We start from the raw sequence: 18,276 nt of genomic DNA, 5'->3' as shown, positions 1-18,276 counted from the left end.
CCTGCTGGACCTGCTGGACCCGTTGGACCAAATGGACCTGGTATTCCTTGTGGGCCTGTTACGCCTGCTGGGCCTGTTGCTCCCACTGGGCCTGTTGCGCCTGCTGGGCCTGTTGGACCTTGTGGACCTGTTGCTCCCGCTGGGCCTGGAGGTCCTCCTGAAGGACCTGTTGCTCCCGCTGGTCCTGGTGTTCCTGCTGGTCCCATCGGCCCCATTGGTCCCATATGACCTCTTGGACCTCTGTCACCGTCTTCTCCTTCTTTACCTCGCTTACCTCTTTCTCCTCGAGGGCCTGTTGCTCCTGTTGGTCCAGTAGGGCCAATAGGTCCTATTGGTCCAATTAAACCATTTGATTCATTTGAACCAAATGAATAACTAGGTGAGTAAGGAGAATTTGATACAGGTGAATCTGAAGGATCTGTATTTAGTGACATTTTTGGTTCTTCTGGTTGTTCTGATGGTTGTGGAAATCGTGGTGGTAATGGTGGTAGTGGCAAAAAAATACACCTCTCAAAAAAATTTTAATTGTACAATTTATTGTATAAAAAAAGGACAAATTGGTTCATTCTCACCATAAAAATGAGTCAAAAAATAGGTGAATACTCTATTAAAAAAATCTAATAGAGTATTCACCTATTAAAAAACCAGAAATCTTAGATTTCTGGTTTTCATAAGTTTTTAAATTTTATTAAATCAGTATGTCACATTACTAAAAAACTGATTAAAATTAGTAAATTTTATATAAACTTTAATACTATTTATTCAAATAGAGTAGTGTAGTTAATTAACCACGTAATTGAGCATTATGTGTTTCTTCTACAGCTTTTAATACTTTTGAATGAGCTTTAGTTACTTCTTTATCCGTTAAAGTGCGTTCTGGATCGAAATATGTTAATGAGAAGGCAACTGATTTTTTACCAGCTTCCATCTTATCACCTTCGTATAAATCAAAGATTGTAGCATCCTTTAGAAGTCTTCCACCCGTTGAACGAATTGTAGATAGAATATCACCTGCAAATACTTTTGAATCTACTACTAATGCCATATCTCGATTCATTGATGGGAAACGAGGAATTGCATTGTATAAAATGTCATCAAATTCAGTATTTAATAGCTTTTCAAGAGATAATTGGAATACATACGTTTCTTTAAGATCCCACTCTTTTTGAGTAACAGGATGAACTTGACCGATAAAACCAATTTCTTCTCCGTTTAATAAGATACTTGCAGTACGTCCTGGGTGTAATTCTTCTTTTTTAGCTGCAACGTATGAAATTTTACTAGTTAAACCTAATTCAGTAAATAAACCGTCTAAAATACCTTTTACAACATAGAAATCTACAGCTTTTTTCTCGCCTTGCCAAGCATGTTGCAACCATAAACCAGTTAGCGCTCCTGCTAAATATTCTTCTTCATGAGGAAGATCGTTCTTTTCCTTTGTTAAGAATACAGAGCCTGTTTCGAATAGTTGAACATTTTCTTCTTTACGTGCAACATTGTATGCAATAGCATCTAATAAATGTGGTACTAAACTGAAACGTAGCTCACTGCGTTCTTCACTCATAGGTAAAGCTAAACGTACAGGTTCTGCATCTACTGTTTCTAGTGCAAAGCGTTTTACTTTATTATTGCTTGTTAGAGAGTAAGTTACAGCTTCGAAAAGACCTGCATGCTGTAAATACTGACGAATTTTTCTACGTTTTGCTTGATAAGGTGTTAATTGTCCACGACTAGCAACACCTGTTGGTAAAGTAGCAGGAATATGATCATAGCCATATAGTCTTCCTACTTCTTCAACTAAATCTTCTTCTATTGAAAGATCACCACGACGACTTGGAACAGTAACTGTAAATACTTCACCATTCTTGGTAGCTTTTAATCTTAAGCGACGGAAAATATCTTTTACTGTTTCAGCATCAATTGATGTACCAAGTACACCATTAATCTTACTTACAGAAACTGATACTTTTTTAGCATCTTCAACTAAATTGTCGGCAATTACAGTACCTTCTACAATTGTTCCACCAGCTAGTTCAGCCATTAACTGAGCAGCACGTTCAGAAGCAGGGAATGTACGAGAAGCATCAATACCTTTTTCAAAACGAGCACTTGAATCACTACGTAAGCCTAGGTCTTTTGAAGTTTGGCGAACACTTTGACCTCTGAAAACAGCTGATTCAATTAAAACGTCTACAGTTTCAACATCAACTTCAGTATTTTGACCACCCATTACACCTGCAACTGCTACCGCTTCTTTTTCTGTTGCGATGACTAAATTATGTGGCTGTAATGTGCGTTCTTCGCCATCAAGTGTAACGATCTTTTCGTTTTCTTTCGCATGACGAACAATAATTTGATTACTATTTAATTTATTAAAATCAAACGCGTGTAACGGTTGACCATATTCAATTAAAATATAGTTCGTAATATCAACCACATTATTAATCGGACGAATACCAGCACTCATTAAACGAGCTTGCATCCATAATGGTGAAGGACCAATTTTTACACCTTTCACTAATTTAGCACTATAGTATGGTGCATCTTCTTTTGATTCAATTGAAACTGAAACATAATCAGCAGTTGTAGCTGATTGAGCGCTAATCGCTGGAAGTTTCACGTCACGATCTAAAATTGCTGCTACCTCATAGGCAGCACCAATCATATTTAAGCAATCTGCACGGTTTGGTGTTAATCCAAGTTCTAATACTGCATCATCACGATATAGTACGTCTAATGCATCTGCTCCTACTTCAGCATCACTTGGTAAAACAAAAATGCCATTTGAGAATTCTTTTGCAACTACTTTGCCTTCAATGCCTAATTCTTGAAGCGAGCAAATCATTCCTTCAGAAACTTCTCCACGTAATTTAGCTTTTTTAATTTTGAAATTCCCCGGTAAAACAGCGCCTACCTTTGCCACGATCACTTTTTGACCTTTAGCAACATTCGGTGCGCCACAAATAATTTGTACTGGTTGTTCTTCTCCAACATCAACAGTACATTTTGATAATTTATCTGCCTCTGGATGTTGTTCACGTTCCATTACATAACCAACAACAACATTTTTAATTCCTTCTGAAAGATGATCAACACCTTCAACTTCAATACCTGCTTTTGTTATTAATTTTGCAAGCTCGTCTGGTGTAACACCACTTAAATCAACGTATTCTTGTAACCATTTTGTTGATACAAACATGTTTTAGTCCCCTCCTACCTTACATTTGTTGGAATTGCTTTAAGAATCTTATATCGTTCGTATAGAAATGACGAATATCATCAATACCATATTTTAATAATGCAATACGTTCTGGACCCATACCGAAAGCAAATCCTTGAACTTCTTTTGGATTATACCCAGCCATCTCAAGTACGTTAGGATGAACCATTCCCGCACCTAAAATTTCAATCCATCCAGTGTGTTTACACATGTTACAGCCTTTTCCTCCACATTTCATACAAGAAATATCCATTTCTACTGAAGGCTCAGTGAATGGGAAGAAGCTTGGGCGTAAGCGAATTTCACGATCTTCACCAAACATTTTTTTCGCAAAAAGTTGTAAAGTACCTTTTAAGTCACTCATTGAAATGTTTTCACCAATTACAAGACCTTCGATTTGCATAAATTGATGAGAATGAGTAGCATCATCGTCATCACGGCGATAAACTTTACCTGGACAAATTATTTTAATTGGTCCTTTTTCCACGTTTGCTTCCATTGTTCTAGCTTGAACAGGTGAAGTATGAGTTCTCATTAATGTTTCTTCAGAAATATAAAATGAATCCTGCATATCACGTGCTGGATGACCTTTTGGTAAATTTAGTGCTTCGAAATTATAATAATCCTTTTCTACTTCTGGACCTTCTGCGATTTCATATCCCATTCCAATAAATAAATCTTCAATTTCTTGAATAACCGCTCTTAATGGATGAGCTCCACCAGCATGAACTGGTCTTCCTGGAAGTGTTACGTCAATTGATTCACTTTCTAATTTTTCATTAATTGCATTTTGTTCTAATACAACTTGCTTTGCTTCAAGTTTTTCTTGGATTGCCGCACGTACTTCATTAGCTACAGCTCCCATTTTAGGGCGCTCTTCAGGAGTTAAATCCTTCATTGCTTTCATTGCCTCAGTAATCGGACCTTTTTTCCCTAGATAGGCAATTCTTATTTCATTTAATACTTTTAAATCTGTTGCTTCTTCTATTTGCTTAATCGCTTCTGATTGTAAAGAAACTAAACGCTCTTGCATGAATAATCCTCCTATTCAAATTCATAAATTTAAACATAAAAAAACCTCGCTCCCAAAAAAGGGACGAGGATTGATCGCGGTACCACCCTAATTAACAGTTATTATGTTACAAAAAACTAACTGCTCACTTCATTCATATAACGATCTACTTAGATAGACCGAGTCGCCTTTACATTCAAAAATGGTCCCGGCGCTAGCTCAAGAGGTGAATTCAATTTGGTCTACTATAAAAGTGCTTACAGTCTACGGCACCTTTTCCCTAAATAGAGATTCAAATTTACTATTCTCTGTCATAGCTTTTTATGTATTAAATTTTCTTAATTAATTATATTGATTTTTTTCAATTAATGCAACTGCTCAACATAATTATTTACTAAATGATTTGAATCATTTTTACTGACCCAGAAATCTCAATTATTTTCGATGCCTCAAAGACTATACATTAGAATCCCTGCTGCAATACCAACGTTTAATGATTCAGCTTTACCGTAAATCGGTATATATAGATTTTCATCAGTTAATGAAAGTAATGTTGAATTCACACCTTTACCTTCATTTCCTACAATAATGGCAAAACGATTTGTAACGTTTACTTCATTAAATGGTTTTGCATTTTGAAGAGATGTTCCGTAAACAGTTAATCCTTTATCTTTTAAATTAGAAACTACTTCAACTAAATCACCACGTAATATTGGTAAATGGAATAATGATCCTTGCGTGGATCGAATTGTTTTAGCATTATATAAGTCACTTGTACCCGAACCTAAAATAACCCCATCAAAACCAGCCGCATCCGCTGTTCGAATCATTGTTCCAACATTCCCTGGATCTTGAACTTCATCAATTAATAATAATTTTGACACTTTCTCAAAATCAATTCTAACAAAAGAAAATTCAATAATTGCAAAAATACCTTGAGATGTTTCTGTTTCGCTTAATTCCTTGCTAACCTCTTTAGATATATACGTAATTTCAAATGACCCTGTCGAAAAATTAGAAGGTAAGTCAATCTCTTCACTAATTAATAAATGAAGAATCGGTGCATCTTGCTTAATTGCCTCCTCGACTAAGTGAAAACCTTCTACGATATATTGTTTAGCTTTATCTCTTCCTTTTTTAGTATGTAGCTTTTTCCAAGCCTTTACAGAATTATTTTGTATGGAATCAATTTGTTTCATAAGTTTCCTTTACCTTTCATCGTATCTCATATCGTTTATCATACATAAAATCGTTTCCGTTTACAAATACTACATAAAGCTTAATATGAAAGGAGAATCCAAATGAATTTTAATATTCGCGGAGCAGTTCTTCACAATATTTCAGGTAATAAAAGTGATCAATTAGAAGCAACAATTGTAGATGCTATTCAAAGTGGCGAAGAAAAAGTATTACCAGGTTTAGGTGTACTTCTCGAAGTTTTTTGGAATCACGCTTCTGAAAATCAAAAGCATGAACTACTTACAGTTTTAGAAAATGGAGTAAGCCACTAAACTAATCTGTTAAAAACATAGAAAAGGACTAACTTTTCGTTAGTCCTTTTATTTTGATTATTTCGTTTTACCTGTTAAATCCTCGATCGAATTAATCTTCATATATTCTGGTACGACTAAGCCTAATTTTGTCCCTTTTAAATTCGGTCCAAGATCAACCAATTGTTTTTTATACTCATTCATATAATCTTTATGAGTTGTCGGAAGCCAAGCTGCGACCATTGCATCTGCACTTCCATCTGAGATACCAGCAAACATTGGTCCTGCCTCAACCTGTTTTAATGTAACGTCATAGCCTTGGTTTTCAAGTACTTTTCCAATCACATTTGTACTGGCAACTTCAGATTCCCATGAAACATAAACGAGACTAATTTTTTCACCATTTCCTTTTGTAGCATCCTTCGTCCATTTATTTACTTGATCTTGATGCTTTTTAATCCATTTCGCCGCTGCATTTTCAGGTTTCGCACCTTCTTGAATATCACTCATCACTTCTTCCATATCAGATGGTTTCCATGAAAAGTTATCTAAAATCTTGTACGCACCAGGAGCGTCTTCTTTTAATCCTTTTCTAACCACTGTATGAATTTCTTCATCCTTACCAAATGACCCTTTTGGATCTTCTAAATACTTTAATTTATATTTTGAAAACATCCAGTGGGGTGTCCATCCTGTAACGATTATAGGTTCTTTATTTTCATACGCTTTTTTCAATTCAGCAGTCATCGCAGCTGAAGATCCTTCTTTTAAAGTCCAATCCTTTAAATCGTAATCCTTCATCGCTTTTTCAGTTGCTTTCATTAACCCAGCTCCTGGATCAATTCCGGTAATCTCAAAATTAACCCCGGTACCTATTTTATTTGAAGCTGTTTTTTGATCCTTGCCACCTGCAAAGGCAACTGAAATGGCCGAAATACAAAAGATTAATACAGTAAATCCATAAACATATTTTTTTGCAAATTTTTTCCCATAAGCAGGTTGACGAAGATTTTGAGAAATTCGATCCAGAATAATTGCTACGATAACAATTGATATTCCTGCCTCGAATCCTTCCCCTACCTTAATCTGGGTTACAGCTCGATAAACCTCTGCACCTAATCCTGGAGCACCTACTAGTGATGAAATAACTACCATCGATAATGCAAGCATAATACTTTGATTTATACCAGCTAAAATGGTAGGTGCTGCTAAAGGTAGCTGTACTTTAAAGAGTCTTTGCCACGTTGTTGATCCAAAAGCGTTAGATGCCTCTATTAAATCATTTGGAACCTCTCGTATACCTAAATTCGTTAATCGTATTGTTGGAGGAATTGCAAAAATGACAGAAGCTAAAATACCAGGAACTACACCAATTCCGAAAAAGAGTATTGCTGGAATTAAATAGACAAATGCTGGCATTGTTTGCATAAAGTCTAGTATTGGTGTAATCACTTGTTTCACTCGATCGTTTTGCGACGTCCAAATCCCTAAAGGAATTCCAATTACAACCGTTATAACGATTGATGATAAGATCAATGCTAACGAATCAACTGTAGCATCCCAAAGTCCAAGATTATCGATTAATAACAAGCCAAGTAACGTAAACAGACCAACTGTCCACCTACTTGTATAAAAAGCTAGTAATGAAATTAATATGATTAGAATAATAGATGGGCCAAGTCCTAATACTTTAACAAGGTTATTTAAAAGGGTTTCTGTGATGTTGGTTATTGCGCCAAATAGAGGATGGAAAGTTTTAATGATTAAATCGACAATTTTATCAATCCATTCTGCTAATGGAATTTTTGGAATACCCATATGTTTAACCTCCCTTTATATTTAAATCGTCTGTTTTACCCGCTAAAGCACCGATTACTGCTCCACGGATAATGACACCTTTTAATCGATCATTTTTATCTATAACTGCTAATGGTAGTTCAGAAGTTGCAAGTGCTCCAATTACATCTGTTAATAAAGTATCTTCATAAACAGACACAATTTCCTTCTGCATAGCTTCCTCTACCGATTTATTTTTAATAAGAGCATTTGAAGCATCATCAGCAGTAATTGCTCCAAGTAGCTTTTGTCTACGATCAACCACAAATATACTTGAATATCCTTGGTCTCTCATTACTTGTAAAGCTACACGTGGTCCACGGTCAGGCGTAATTCTTTCAGCACGCTTCTGCACATGAGCCGCCGTTAAAACTTTTGATAGATCTACATCTTCTACAAATCGTTCAACATATTCATTGGCTGGATTTACCATAATCTCCTCAGGAGAACCAATTTGCATTATGTTACCATCTTTCATAAGAGCAATCCTGTCTCCAATTCGAAGGGCTTCATCAAGGTCATGTGTAATAAATATAATCGTTTTTTTCATCGTCTCTTGCAGTTCTAATAATTCGTCCTGCATATCTTTACGAATTAATGGATCGAGCGCACTAAATGCTTCATCCATTAATAAAATATCCGTGTCACTTGTTAGTGCCCTTGCAAGGCCAACACGTTGTTGCATACCACCACTTAATTGTGATGGGAACTGATGCTCATAACCTTTTAAGCCAACTATTTCTAATGACTTCAAAGCTTTTTCAGTTCTTTCTTCCTGTGAAATATTTTGTACTTCTAAACCATATTCCGTATTTTCAAGAATTGTCTTGTGTGGGAACAGAGCAAAATTTTGAAATACCATACTAATTTTTTTACGACGAACATCTCTTAACTGCTGAGGATTCATTTTTACAATGTCCTCATCGTCGATCAAGATTTGCCCAGTAGTTGGTTCAATTAAACGATTAAGCATTCGAATCAAGGTCGATTTACCACTACCTGACAAACCCATTACAACAAAAATTTCACCTGGGAATATTTCAAAGCTTGCATTATTTACCCCGATTGTTGAGTTTGTCTGCTCTAAAATTTGCTTTTTTGAATATCCCTTTTCTAGTAACTTTATGGCGTTCTTTGGAGACTTACCGAAAACCTTTGTTACGTTCTTCACTTTAACTTTTGCTTTCATTAACTCACCTCAAAACTTTATATTTATTTTGCTTCTCCATATTTTAAATAAGGATTCTCCCCATAAAAAAAATCAGCCAAGTACTAATTAAGTCTTGGCTCCTTAAGAAACTCCACTTACAAAATTGGAGTCTAAATTTTATTTATTAGCTTTAAAAAATTCCCTAAGAAACCATTTTTCAAACTCTATTTCCGAGTATCCTTATTTGAAAAGCGTGCATTCATGATAACAATAAGATATGACAAAACTATTTCAAACAAGTTATAGGAATAATACAATTTGTTTCAGTTCGATAACGTTAAGGTATGAAAAAGTGGGAAAATCAGGTTGGTTAGGTATGTAGAAGAAGCAAAAAAACCTTAATAAATGAGGTTTATTCGGAGATATGAAAATTACTTTATCAAGTAAGTTTCATGGGGATGTAAAAAAGCAAGATGTTGAGGTTTAATTACTCATAATGGGTTCATGAGGTACTATAACTACAAAATCTTGGTTTTTAGTTCCTTATAAGGGGTCACCTAAAATACAAGATGTAAGCAATTTTAATTTAAAACTACAAAAAAAAATCCCTCAATAAATGAGGGATTGATTTTTCTTAATTATATGTTATACGATCTACTGTATCGCGATCTAATCGTTTGATTACTTCTACGATTAATTTAACTGTATTTTCATAGTCATCACGATGAAGAATTCCAGAATGAGAATGAATATATCTCGTTGGAATTGTAATTGCTAATGCTGGAACGCCTTTCATAGTAATATGCATTGAACCAGCGTCAGTTCCTCCACCAGGCATGGCTTCATATTGATATGGAATTCCAATTTCATCTGCTACATTTACTACAAATTCACGTAAATCTTTATGAGACACCATTGATGCATCATATAAAACGATTTGTGGGCCTTTGCCTAATTTACCTTGTGCTTCTCTTTCAGATACACCTGGCATGTCACCTGCAACACCGACATCTAATGCAAAACCGATATCAGGTTCAATTTTATACGTAGATGTTTTTGCACCACGAAGTCCTACTTCTTCTTGTACTGTTCCAACTCCAAATACGATATTTGGATGTGCTTGGCCTTGTAATTGTTCTAAAACGTCAATTGCAATCGCACAACCGATACGGTTATCCCATGCTTTTGCTAATAATAATTTTTCATTTTTCATCGTTTGGAATTCAAAATATGGAACAACTTGGTCTCCAGGACGAACCCCAAATTCTAATGCCTCTTCTTTACTTGAAGCACCGATATCAATAAACATATCCTTAATATCTACTACTTTTCTTCTTGCTTCTGCACTCATAATATGAGGCGGTTTCGAGCCAATAATACCTGTAATATTACCTTCTTTTGTTGAAATGGTAACACGCTGAGCAAGCATTACTTGGGACCACCAGCCACCAATTGTTTGAAAACGTAAAAATCCTTTATCATCAATTTGTGTAACCATAAATCCAACTTCATCAAGATGTCCAGCAACTTTAATTCTTGGACCATTCGGGTCTCCGGTTTTAACTGCTATTAAGCTTCCTAAATTATCAGTTACAACCTCATCAGCAAGTGGTGTAATATATTTTCTCATTACTTCACGTGGTTCATGTTCAAATCCAGCTACGCCGTTTGCATCTGTTAGTTCTTTTAACATTTGTAACTTTGCATCTAAAGTAGACAAACTCATCCATCCTTTTTTTAATTAAGATTATGTACATATAACATTATACAATTTGGGATTCCTTTTGACAAAATTTTTAGATAGTTCTTCAGCCCTTGGTATTAAAACATATAAATTTTATATTAATTTTCTCTAAATTATTTGTGGGGTATAATAATAAAGCTTATAAATTATTACTAGTTTTTTAAATTAACCATCTGGAGATTAATATGATAACAACTTCCGCTTTATATAAAGAAGCATTTTCCTTTATATCACAATGCTATAAGGAACTCGATAAATCCGATCAAATAGAAAAACGATTAAAAAGTATCGAAGCTGAAATACGAGATACTGGTTTTTACACTCATACTTATGAGGAATTAGAGCACGGTGCGAAAATGGCGTGGCGCAATAGTAACCGTTGTATCGGTAGACTATTTTGGGATAAGCTTCATGTTTTAGATGCTCGCCATATTAACGATGATAAAAGTATAGAGCACGAAATATTGCATCATATAAGCTATGCTACAAATTCAGGTAAGATTCTGCCTACAATTACAATTTTCAAACCAAAACTAGGAACAATTAATTCTCTTAAAATCCATAATCACCAGCTGATCCGATATGCTGGCTACGATACTGAAAATGGAATAATTGGAGACCCAAAATCGATCGAGTTTACAAAGGAATGTGAGAGTCTTGGTTGGAAAGGGAATTGTACTAACTTCGATATTTTGCCTATTGTTTATTCATTAGACAATCATGAACCAAACTATTTTACGATCCCAAATGAAATCGTACTCGAAGTACCGATCGAACATCCTGAATATGATTTTTCTCCTTTAAATACTAAATGGTATGCTGTCCCGATGATATCAGATATGACTCTAGAGATTGGTGGTATATCTTATAGCGCTGCTCCATTTAATGGATGGTATATGGGAACTGAAATCGGTGCTCGAAATTTTGCTGATGAATTTCGTTTTAATCTGTTGCCTAAAGTAGCAAAAATTATCGGTCAAGATACAAAAAGAAACAGTACACTTTGGAAAGATCGTGCACTAGTTGAATTAAATATTGCCGTTTTATATTCATATAAAAAAAATGGTGTTAGTATTGTTGATCATCATTCTGCTGCACAGCAATTTCTTCAATTTGAAAAACAGGAAGAATCATGTTGCCGTAGGTTAACAGGTAATTGGAAGTGGTTAATTCCTCCTATGTCGCCTGCTACAACTCATGTATTTCATAAACGATACGATGATACAATCATTAAGCCAAATTTCTTTCCAAGATAATCATTCTAGTTATAACCTTAATGAACTGACACATTTGTAGTTATTTCATTAAGGTTTTTTCTATTATTTGGTACAATATTAAGCAACGGCATAATTTTCTAAAAATTAAATAAAGGAGTAATTCAATGATTTTATTTCAAACTGACAATCTTACAGTATTTCAAAGTGCATTATTTCAAACAAACTCAACAGTTGTAGCAACCGACGATTGTATTATTATTGTGGATCCAACTTGGTTACCTCATGAAATAAATGAGATAAAGGAATTTGTTGAATCAATAAAAAATGAACGACCAATTTATTTATACTTTACACATGGAGATTTTGATCACATTATAGGTTATTATGCATTTCCTAACGCTAAGACTATTGGTAGTGAAAATTTACATAACCATCCTGAAAAAGATATTAAACTTTCAAAAATCCGTCAATTTTACAATGATAATTATATTAATCATGCCTGGCCAATACAATTTCCAAAAATTGATTTAGTTATTAGTGAAGATGGGCAGGAAATAAAAATTGGACAGACAACATTAAAATTTTATCATTCTCCTGGACATACGAAAGATGGATTATTTCTTTATATTGAAAATTTAGGAATATGGGTTACAGGTGATTATTTATCTGATTTTGAACTTCCGATTGTATTTGATAGTGTAAAAAGCTATTACAATACTTTAGATAAGGCAGAAGAACTAATTAATAAGTTTGAATTATCATTGTTAGTTCCAGGCCACGGTCAAGTTTCATCAAATAAAGAAGAGATTGCTACTCGAATTGAGCTAGGTAGAAGTTACTTAAAAAGACTTCAAAAAGCTATACAGAATAATAATGAGGCAGAAATAAATTCATTAGAAAAAGAGTTTTCATTTCCTTCTGGTTTCACAAAATATTGTCATGAATCAAACGTTAATAACATGAAAAAAGAATTTAGTTTCGTTTAAGAAATCTATTCAAATAAAGAAAACTTGCCGATTGGCAAGCCTTAAGGCGAAGACAGAGGTTTAGTTGCACTTATACTTTATTCCTAAAATTGGATACCACGTCGAATTAACTTCCTCGTTGCCAATTTATACTTTAAAGTGAAAAAAAATCCTTAACAAATGTTAAGGATTTTTTAAACGAATTATTTTAAGTTAGCTTTTGCAGCGTTTGCTAATTCAGCAAATGCTTTTTCGTCAGCAACAGCTAGGTCAGCTAACATTTTACGGTTAACTTCGATACCTGCTAATTTTAATCCGTGCATTAAACGGCTGTAAGAAAGTCCGTTCATACGAGCAGCCGCGTTAATACGAGTGATCCATAATTTACGGAAATCACGTTTCTTTTGACGACGGTCACGGTAAGCATACATTAATGATTTCATAACTTGTTGGTTTGCAACTTTGAATAATGTATGTTTAGAACCGTAATAACCTTTTGCTAATTTAATAACCTTTTTACGACGAGCGCGTGTAACTGTACCGCCTTTAACTCTTGGCATATTGTTTCCCTCCTAGATATCTATCTAATACGTTTATCGTTCTTATTTCATGTTTGTAAGCATAAAGCGGATACGTTTGAAATCGCCTTTGCTTACTAATGAAGCTTTACGTAATTTACGTTTTGCTTTTGTAGATTTGTTAGCGAATAAGTGGCTTGTGTATGCACGACCACGTTTTAATTTACCTGATCCAGTCTTTTTAAAACGTTTTGCTGAACCACGGTGAGTTTTCATTTTAGGCATATCGTGTTTCCTCCTCAAATAAATTACTTTTCGTTTTTAGGTGCTAAGACTAAGAACATACTACGACCGTCCATTTTTGGATGTGACTCAACAGTTGCAACTTCTGCACAAGCAGTTGAGAAACGATCAAGTACTCGTTGTCCAATTTCCTTATGCGTAATAGCGCGTCCTTTGAATCGAATAGACGCTTTAACTTTATCGCCTTTTTCTAAGAACTTAATTGCATTACGAAGCTTTGTGTTAAAGTCATGTTCATCAATTGTAGGACTTAAACGAACTTCTTTCATGCTAATAATTTTTTGGTTTTTACGGCTCTCTTTGTCTTTCTTTTGTTGCTCGAAACGGAATTTTCCGTAGTCCATAATTCGACATACAGGTGGTTTTGCCGTTGGTGCTACCATCACTAGATCAAGATTAACATTCGAAGCTAACTCAAGAGCCTCTTGTTTTGTCTTGATTCCAAGTTGATCTCCGTTAGGACCAATTAATCGAACTTCACGAGCACGAATTCCATCGTTTACCATCATGTCTTTGCTAATAGTAAAACACCTCCAAGGTATTGTAAGAATGATCTTAATTTGTATCGTTGAAGCAATCATAACCCAACAAAAAAGTGTGGGTATATAAATACACCCACACTGACAGTATCAAAGTAATTAATGATTCTGTTACCTGATAACAGCCTTGTAGCGTCATCCAGGTGAGAAGCGGGTGCTTCTTCTTCAACAAATAAGTATTCTTTTCTTTCGTTACTATAACATAGCGACATGATGTTGTCAATATTCGTATGCTTTGTTCGCAACGAAATTTATTATATCAAAGAAACTTATTTATGACAATGCTTTTTTAAATTATAAAATTTCATTTCAATTTTTCCTGTGAAAACTCTTGTAATGTATGTATTAGGACTCGTTCTTGAAAGATATTTTGAAGTGTAATGATTAATGAAATATCGACTGATGAAGTGTATAAATGAATTCTTTTAGGTGCAATTGCCGTTAAGGGCAAAATTAATTCGTTATCAATATACTCTCTATTTTCCACTTGTTTTCCATATTCTTTTAGTACATCTTTAGTAAGTGGTAAAAATAGATGATCATATACGCTAAATTTTCCGTCAAACACTATATGCACTTGAGGAATAAGCGCATCCGTTTTAAGTACCTGCTGTCTTAGATTCTCAATAAGATTCTGGTATTCGTTTTCTAATTTGTACTCATCTATTGCAATTTCACAAACATAAGCTAACTGCTTATAATATTCCTTCAAACGAAATGTAATAAAAGAATCGAAGCTAAAATTTACTCCATCTTTTAAGTACTCAGAAAGTGCATATGAAACTAAATTCTTACTTCGTCTAATTTTTTTCTGGTTTGGTATGCTTCTTCTAGTTCCTCTTAATAATGATTGTGCGATCGGTATGATTTGACTTTGCTCGTCTTCCTCATAGAAAAAAGATGTATGTAAAATGGATTGAATCCACTTATCTTCTTTTTGAAGTAAAATAAATTGTACTAGTGTCGGAACTAAAATACTTTTTATTAAATCTTCAGTGTTTTGAGGAAATGTGATTAAAATTGTATTGATTTTGTGTCTTCTTAAAATGTATGGTCTCGATTGCTTTTTTAAGCGTTTTTGTAATCGTTCGTAGACATAAGCTGCGTCAATGGGTTCATTGAAAAAAATTTCAATCACCCTGTTCCCCCCTTTCTAGCACCACCTAGTCCTATATATATTAAAGAAATAATTAAAAAATGACGCAAAATCACTTAGTAATTTGTGATTTTACGCCATTTTTTGATTTTTTTATGAATGTCTTAAATTTGAACCAGAAATTTTAACTGGTTTGGCTAAAAACTTAACACGATCTACAATACGTGCTGCTTTAACCCTTTCTTCTTCTCCACGTTGAGAATATGTTAAGTGATGCTCTAATTGATTTAAATCAGCATTAGATGTAAAGAAGGTAGGCAATTTTTCTAGCATGCGGTATTGCAGAATTGTACCTAATATTTCATCTCTTGCCCAACTAGACATTTGCTCTGCACCAATATCATCTAACATAAGAACTTCCACTTTTTTTACAGCTTCAATTTTTTCCTCTAATGTGCCATCACTAATAGAGCTTTTTAGTTCTCGTAAAAATTCAGGTAAATATACGAGCATTGAAGTTATTTCTTCCTCTGCTAGTTCATTTGCTATAGCACCAAGAATAAACGTTTTTCCAACCCCAAACGGACCATGTAAATATAAACCTTGAGCCATTTTTCCTTTTTCATAATTCATAATAAACTGTCTAGCAGCAGAAATTGCTTCAAAACGTCCAGGGTCTTCTAAAGACAAGTTTGACATAGAAGCTTGAAGAACATCCTTTGGTAAGTACATGCATTTTATCAATGACTCATGTTTTTTGCGTTTATCGTTTTTCACACCATTTGGACAACGATCATATTGAACATCAATTCGTTTTCCTTGAATAATCAAATGAGGATGATAACCATGCACCATATTTTTACACTCATTAAAAGATGGGCAATCTTCACAATTTACACTTTGTCCAATATACTCATATAGCTTAACTAGGCTACTATCAATCATTTGATCCGTAATTTCATTTTTATGCTCAGCTAAAAATGAAATTATTTTTGGGTGACTACGGACTTCTTGTCGCATTTTTTGAAATGTGTCCTGGAATTGTTTATTTTTCATTAATGCACTAAATGCGTTTTGAATAGGTTCCATTAGCGTCCTCCCATTTAACGTTTCTTTTTATTTTTAAACATTTCTAGTTCTTTTTCTAATCGTTTTCGTTCTTCATCTATCGAAGAATCATTTTGGTTATTGATTGTTGCCGGTGCAGTCTGTGAATCATTCGACTCACTCGATTGAAGCCAGTCAGGTACAATCTCAGTTCGAATTGATTTATTTCGTCTATTACTTGAGCGAGTTTTAGCAGCAGTTGCACTCTGTTTAGTTTCTTCAAACTCTTTACGGGCAAGATCCATAGCCTGTTTAACGGTTGTTACACCTTTTCTCGCCCAATGACTTGCTATCTTAATTACGTAATTTCTAGAAAGCTTTTTATCTAAACGAATCATGACATAGTCAATTAACACATTTGCGACTCCAGGTAGAAGCTTTTGATCAATCATAATCTCTTCAATAATTTTCAAATCAGCTTCACTTGGTTCAGCTCCACCCGATATCTCCTTAAGATACCTGCGAGGAGAAATTGTTTCGAAGCAATGAATTAATTTTTCTTCTTGGGTTGATGGTTGCTCATTGCCCATTTGTCTATGCTGAATGGGTTGAACCTTTTCCACAATCGTAGGCAGAGCTTCATGATGTTGGAATTGATACCAGTCTCTTGCTTCAAGTCGAAGCGTCTCAATATTGATTTTATTATCTTCATTTAATGAGCGCATAACAATCGTTTTCATTTGAATTGGATTTATTCCATATAAAAATGCAAGTTTTAAAATCGTTTCCTTTACTTCTGTAGTAAATGCTCTTTTTGGAACAAAGGAATCAGAAATTCCATCCAAAAATAACGCATAGTCAAACTCTTCCATTTTGACAGATATTTTAATTGGCTGATTGTCTTGTAAAATTCTACGATCATTTGACGTAGAAAGATCATTACTTTGCTGAATTTCATTTAATTGCTCAACTGTTATTGCTTGGAATACCGAATCAAATGAACGTGAAATCTCACGAAACCCTTCTTTCGAAAATGCCTGTCTACTAAAAAAGGTTTTAGTTCGTTGATATTGTGTTTTTCCAATTGTTTTAAACAGAAAGATATTTAGGATAGGGTCTTCGAAAAAAGAATGAGGATCTAACGGAGATTGAAGCTCATATAGAAGCTTTTTTGTACTATTTTCAAATCCTTCATAAACTTTAAGTAAGCCGATTCCTTCAAGGATTAATCTTTGTTCATAAATTGATTTTAAATTACTTTTCATTCCAAGCATTAAAGAATGATGTGTTAACGTATTAGGATTAAGGTCCGTTTGTTCACATTCACTCCAAAGCGTCATATATAAACTTAAAGCTTGACTACCAATTATTGGTTGATACAACATCGTCAATACTTGCCTATGAAAATTATGTAAATACCCAGCTGCCATTACAGTATAAGGATCCGCAGGTAGAACATCCATCCAGTGTTGCTTATCAATAGACATTCAAACATTCCTTTCTTGTATCAAAAGAGCGAAGTATTATTCGTCTTTACCTCGCTCTTTGTTAATTAAATCTTTTAATTCATCAATGAATACATTAATATCTTTAAATTGACGATAAACTGACGCAAATCGTACGTATGCAACTTCATCTACTTTAGATAAATGCTCCATGACCATTTCACCTAGAACTTCACTCGGAACTTCTGATGTGCCACTATTTTTCAGTTCTTTTTCAATGCTATGAATAATATCTTCTAGCTGAGATAAAGAGACAGGGCGTTTTTCACACGCTTTGATCAGTCCCCTTAACATCTTATCTTTACTAAATTCCTCACGAGCTCCCTCTTTTTTTACAACTAAAATAGGATTATCTTCAACTCGCTCAAAAGTTGTAAAACGATGCTGACATTCTTCACATTCACGTCTTCTTCTAATTGAACGACCTTCATCAACTGGTCTACTATCAAGTACTCTTGTCCCATTAAAGTTACACGTTGGACATCTCATCGTTATAGTTCAACTCCAAACACTTAATTGTTTAAACGTATTATTATAACTCTATACTATAACAAATTCAAAATAAACTAAAGTTTATTTCTTAAAAGTCACAAAGCCTATTTTTCATGACCAATGAAATTTCATTATTTTATGT

The 18,276-nt window shown here is 34.3% G+C and carries 16 protein-coding genes, 1 pseudogene and 2 other annotated features; of the genes and pseudogenes, 3 read left to right on the top strand and 14 right to left on the bottom strand.

Annotation, left to right across the window (positions count from 1 at the left end; genetic code table 11):
- From COJ46_RS11170 to COJ46_RS11155, 4 genes and pseudogenes are all read right to left on the bottom strand, one after another.
- Positions 1–497 (bottom strand): annotated as a pseudogene (locus COJ46_RS11170) (collagen-like protein); the annotation flags it as partial.
- Between the two features lie 287 nt (positions 498–784).
- Positions 785–3,199, bottom strand: coding sequence for a phenylalanine--tRNA ligase subunit beta (gene pheT, locus COJ46_RS11165; RefSeq protein ID WP_098565924.1), 2,415 nt, complete (start codon positions 3,197–3,199; stop codon positions 785–787).
- Positions 3,200–3,218: 19 nt separating this feature from the next.
- Entirely contained in the window at positions 3,219–4,253 is a 1,035-nt protein-coding gene (pheS, locus tag COJ46_RS11160) for a phenylalanine--tRNA ligase subunit alpha (protein WP_097979068.1), read from the bottom strand.
- A 56-nt stretch (positions 4,254–4,309) separates the two neighbouring features.
- Positions 4,310–4,556: a binding site (T-box leader), on the bottom strand.
- A 125-nt stretch (positions 4,557–4,681) separates the two neighbouring features.
- Positions 4,682–5,431: a TrmH family RNA methyltransferase gene (locus tag COJ46_RS11155; RefSeq protein ID WP_098565923.1), complete on the bottom strand. Its 750-nt coding sequence runs from the start codon at positions 5,429–5,431 to the stop codon at positions 4,682–4,684.
- 102 nt (positions 5,432–5,533) lie between these two features.
- Between COJ46_RS11155 and sspI the strand changes: the two genes are divergently transcribed.
- Positions 5,534–5,743 (top strand): small acid-soluble spore protein SspI, encoded by a 210-nt coding sequence (gene sspI, locus COJ46_RS11150; protein WP_097979070.1) that lies wholly within the window; start codon positions 5,534–5,536, stop codon positions 5,741–5,743.
- A gap of 57 nt (positions 5,744–5,800) precedes the next feature.
- On the opposite strand, the gene COJ46_RS11145 is transcribed toward sspI, so the two are convergent.
- From COJ46_RS11145 to COJ46_RS11135, 3 genes are all read right to left on the bottom strand, one after another.
- Positions 5,801–7,540 carry a glycine betaine ABC transporter substrate-binding protein gene (locus COJ46_RS11145; RefSeq protein ID WP_098565922.1) on the bottom strand — a complete coding sequence of 580 codons (1,740 nt, stop codon included), beginning with the start codon at positions 7,538–7,540 and terminating at the stop codon, positions 5,801–5,803.
- 4 nt (positions 7,541–7,544) lie between these two features.
- The gene (locus tag COJ46_RS11140) at positions 7,545–8,747 is read right to left on the bottom strand and encodes a quaternary amine ABC transporter ATP-binding protein (RefSeq protein ID WP_097979072.1); all 1,203 of its coding nucleotides are present in this window, start codon (positions 8,745–8,747) and stop codon (positions 7,545–7,547) included.
- A 595-nt stretch (positions 8,748–9,342) separates the two neighbouring features.
- Positions 9,343–10,428, bottom strand: a complete 1,086-nt coding sequence (locus COJ46_RS11135; protein WP_097979073.1) for a M42 family metallopeptidase — start codon at positions 10,426–10,428, stop codon at positions 9,343–9,345.
- Positions 10,429–10,637: 209 nt separating this feature from the next.
- Between COJ46_RS11135 and COJ46_RS11130 the strand changes: the two genes are divergently transcribed.
- Together COJ46_RS11130 and COJ46_RS11125 are read left to right on the top strand one after the other, a co-directional pair.
- A complete protein-coding gene (locus COJ46_RS11130; RefSeq protein WP_098565921.1) occupies positions 10,638–11,708 on the top strand; it encodes a nitric oxide synthase oxygenase in 1,071 nt (356 codons plus the stop codon).
- Between the two features lie 125 nt (positions 11,709–11,833).
- Positions 11,834–12,655 (top strand): MBL fold metallo-hydrolase, encoded by an 822-nt coding sequence (locus COJ46_RS11125; protein ID WP_098565920.1) that lies wholly within the window; start codon positions 11,834–11,836, stop codon positions 12,653–12,655.
- Between the two features lie 182 nt (positions 12,656–12,837).
- Here the strand turns inward: COJ46_RS11125 and rplT are convergent, their stop codons facing one another.
- From rplT to nrdR, 7 genes are all read right to left on the bottom strand, one after another.
- Positions 12,838–13,194, bottom strand: a complete 357-nt coding sequence (gene rplT, locus COJ46_RS11120; RefSeq protein ID WP_025568430.1) for a 50S ribosomal protein L20 — start codon at positions 13,192–13,194, stop codon at positions 12,838–12,840.
- Between the two features lie 42 nt (positions 13,195–13,236).
- Entirely contained in the window at positions 13,237–13,437 is a 201-nt protein-coding gene (gene rpmI, locus COJ46_RS11115) for a 50S ribosomal protein L35 (protein WP_025568429.1), read from the bottom strand.
- 23 nt (positions 13,438–13,460) lie between these two features.
- Positions 13,461–13,964 (bottom strand): translation initiation factor IF-3, encoded by a 504-nt coding sequence (gene infC, locus COJ46_RS11110; protein WP_069034593.1) that lies wholly within the window; start codon positions 13,962–13,964, stop codon positions 13,461–13,463.
- 74 nt (positions 13,965–14,038) lie between these two features.
- Positions 14,039–14,166: a sequence feature (ribosomal protein L20 leader region), on the bottom strand.
- A 132-nt stretch (positions 14,167–14,298) separates the two neighbouring features.
- A complete protein-coding gene (gene ytxC / locus COJ46_RS11105) occupies positions 14,299–15,132 on the bottom strand; it encodes a sporulation protein YtxC (protein WP_097979076.1) in 834 nt (277 codons plus the stop codon).
- A 111-nt stretch (positions 15,133–15,243) separates the two neighbouring features.
- Positions 15,244–16,179 (bottom strand): primosomal protein DnaI, encoded by a 936-nt coding sequence (gene dnaI, locus COJ46_RS11100; RefSeq protein WP_097979077.1) that lies wholly within the window; start codon positions 16,177–16,179, stop codon positions 15,244–15,246.
- 14 nt (positions 16,180–16,193) lie between these two features.
- Positions 16,194–17,624 carry a replication initiation and membrane attachment family protein gene (locus COJ46_RS11095; RefSeq protein WP_098565919.1) on the bottom strand — a complete coding sequence of 477 codons (1,431 nt, stop codon included), beginning with the start codon at positions 17,622–17,624 and terminating at the stop codon, positions 16,194–16,196.
- 36 nt (positions 17,625–17,660) lie between these two features.
- On the bottom strand, positions 17,661–18,131 hold the full coding sequence (gene nrdR, locus COJ46_RS11090) for a transcriptional regulator NrdR (protein ID WP_025568424.1): 471 nt from the start codon (positions 18,129–18,131) through the stop codon (positions 17,661–17,663).
- Between the last annotated feature and the right edge of the window lie 145 nt (positions 18,132–18,276).

This window comes from Bacillus sp. AFS077874, assembly GCF_002566505.1.
In the GTDB taxonomy this organism is placed as follows: Bacteria; Bacillota; Bacilli; order Bacillales; family Bacillaceae_G; genus Gottfriedia.
Note: the sequence above shows the minus strand (reverse complement) of the source record. Positions and strands in the feature narration are given on the sequence as shown.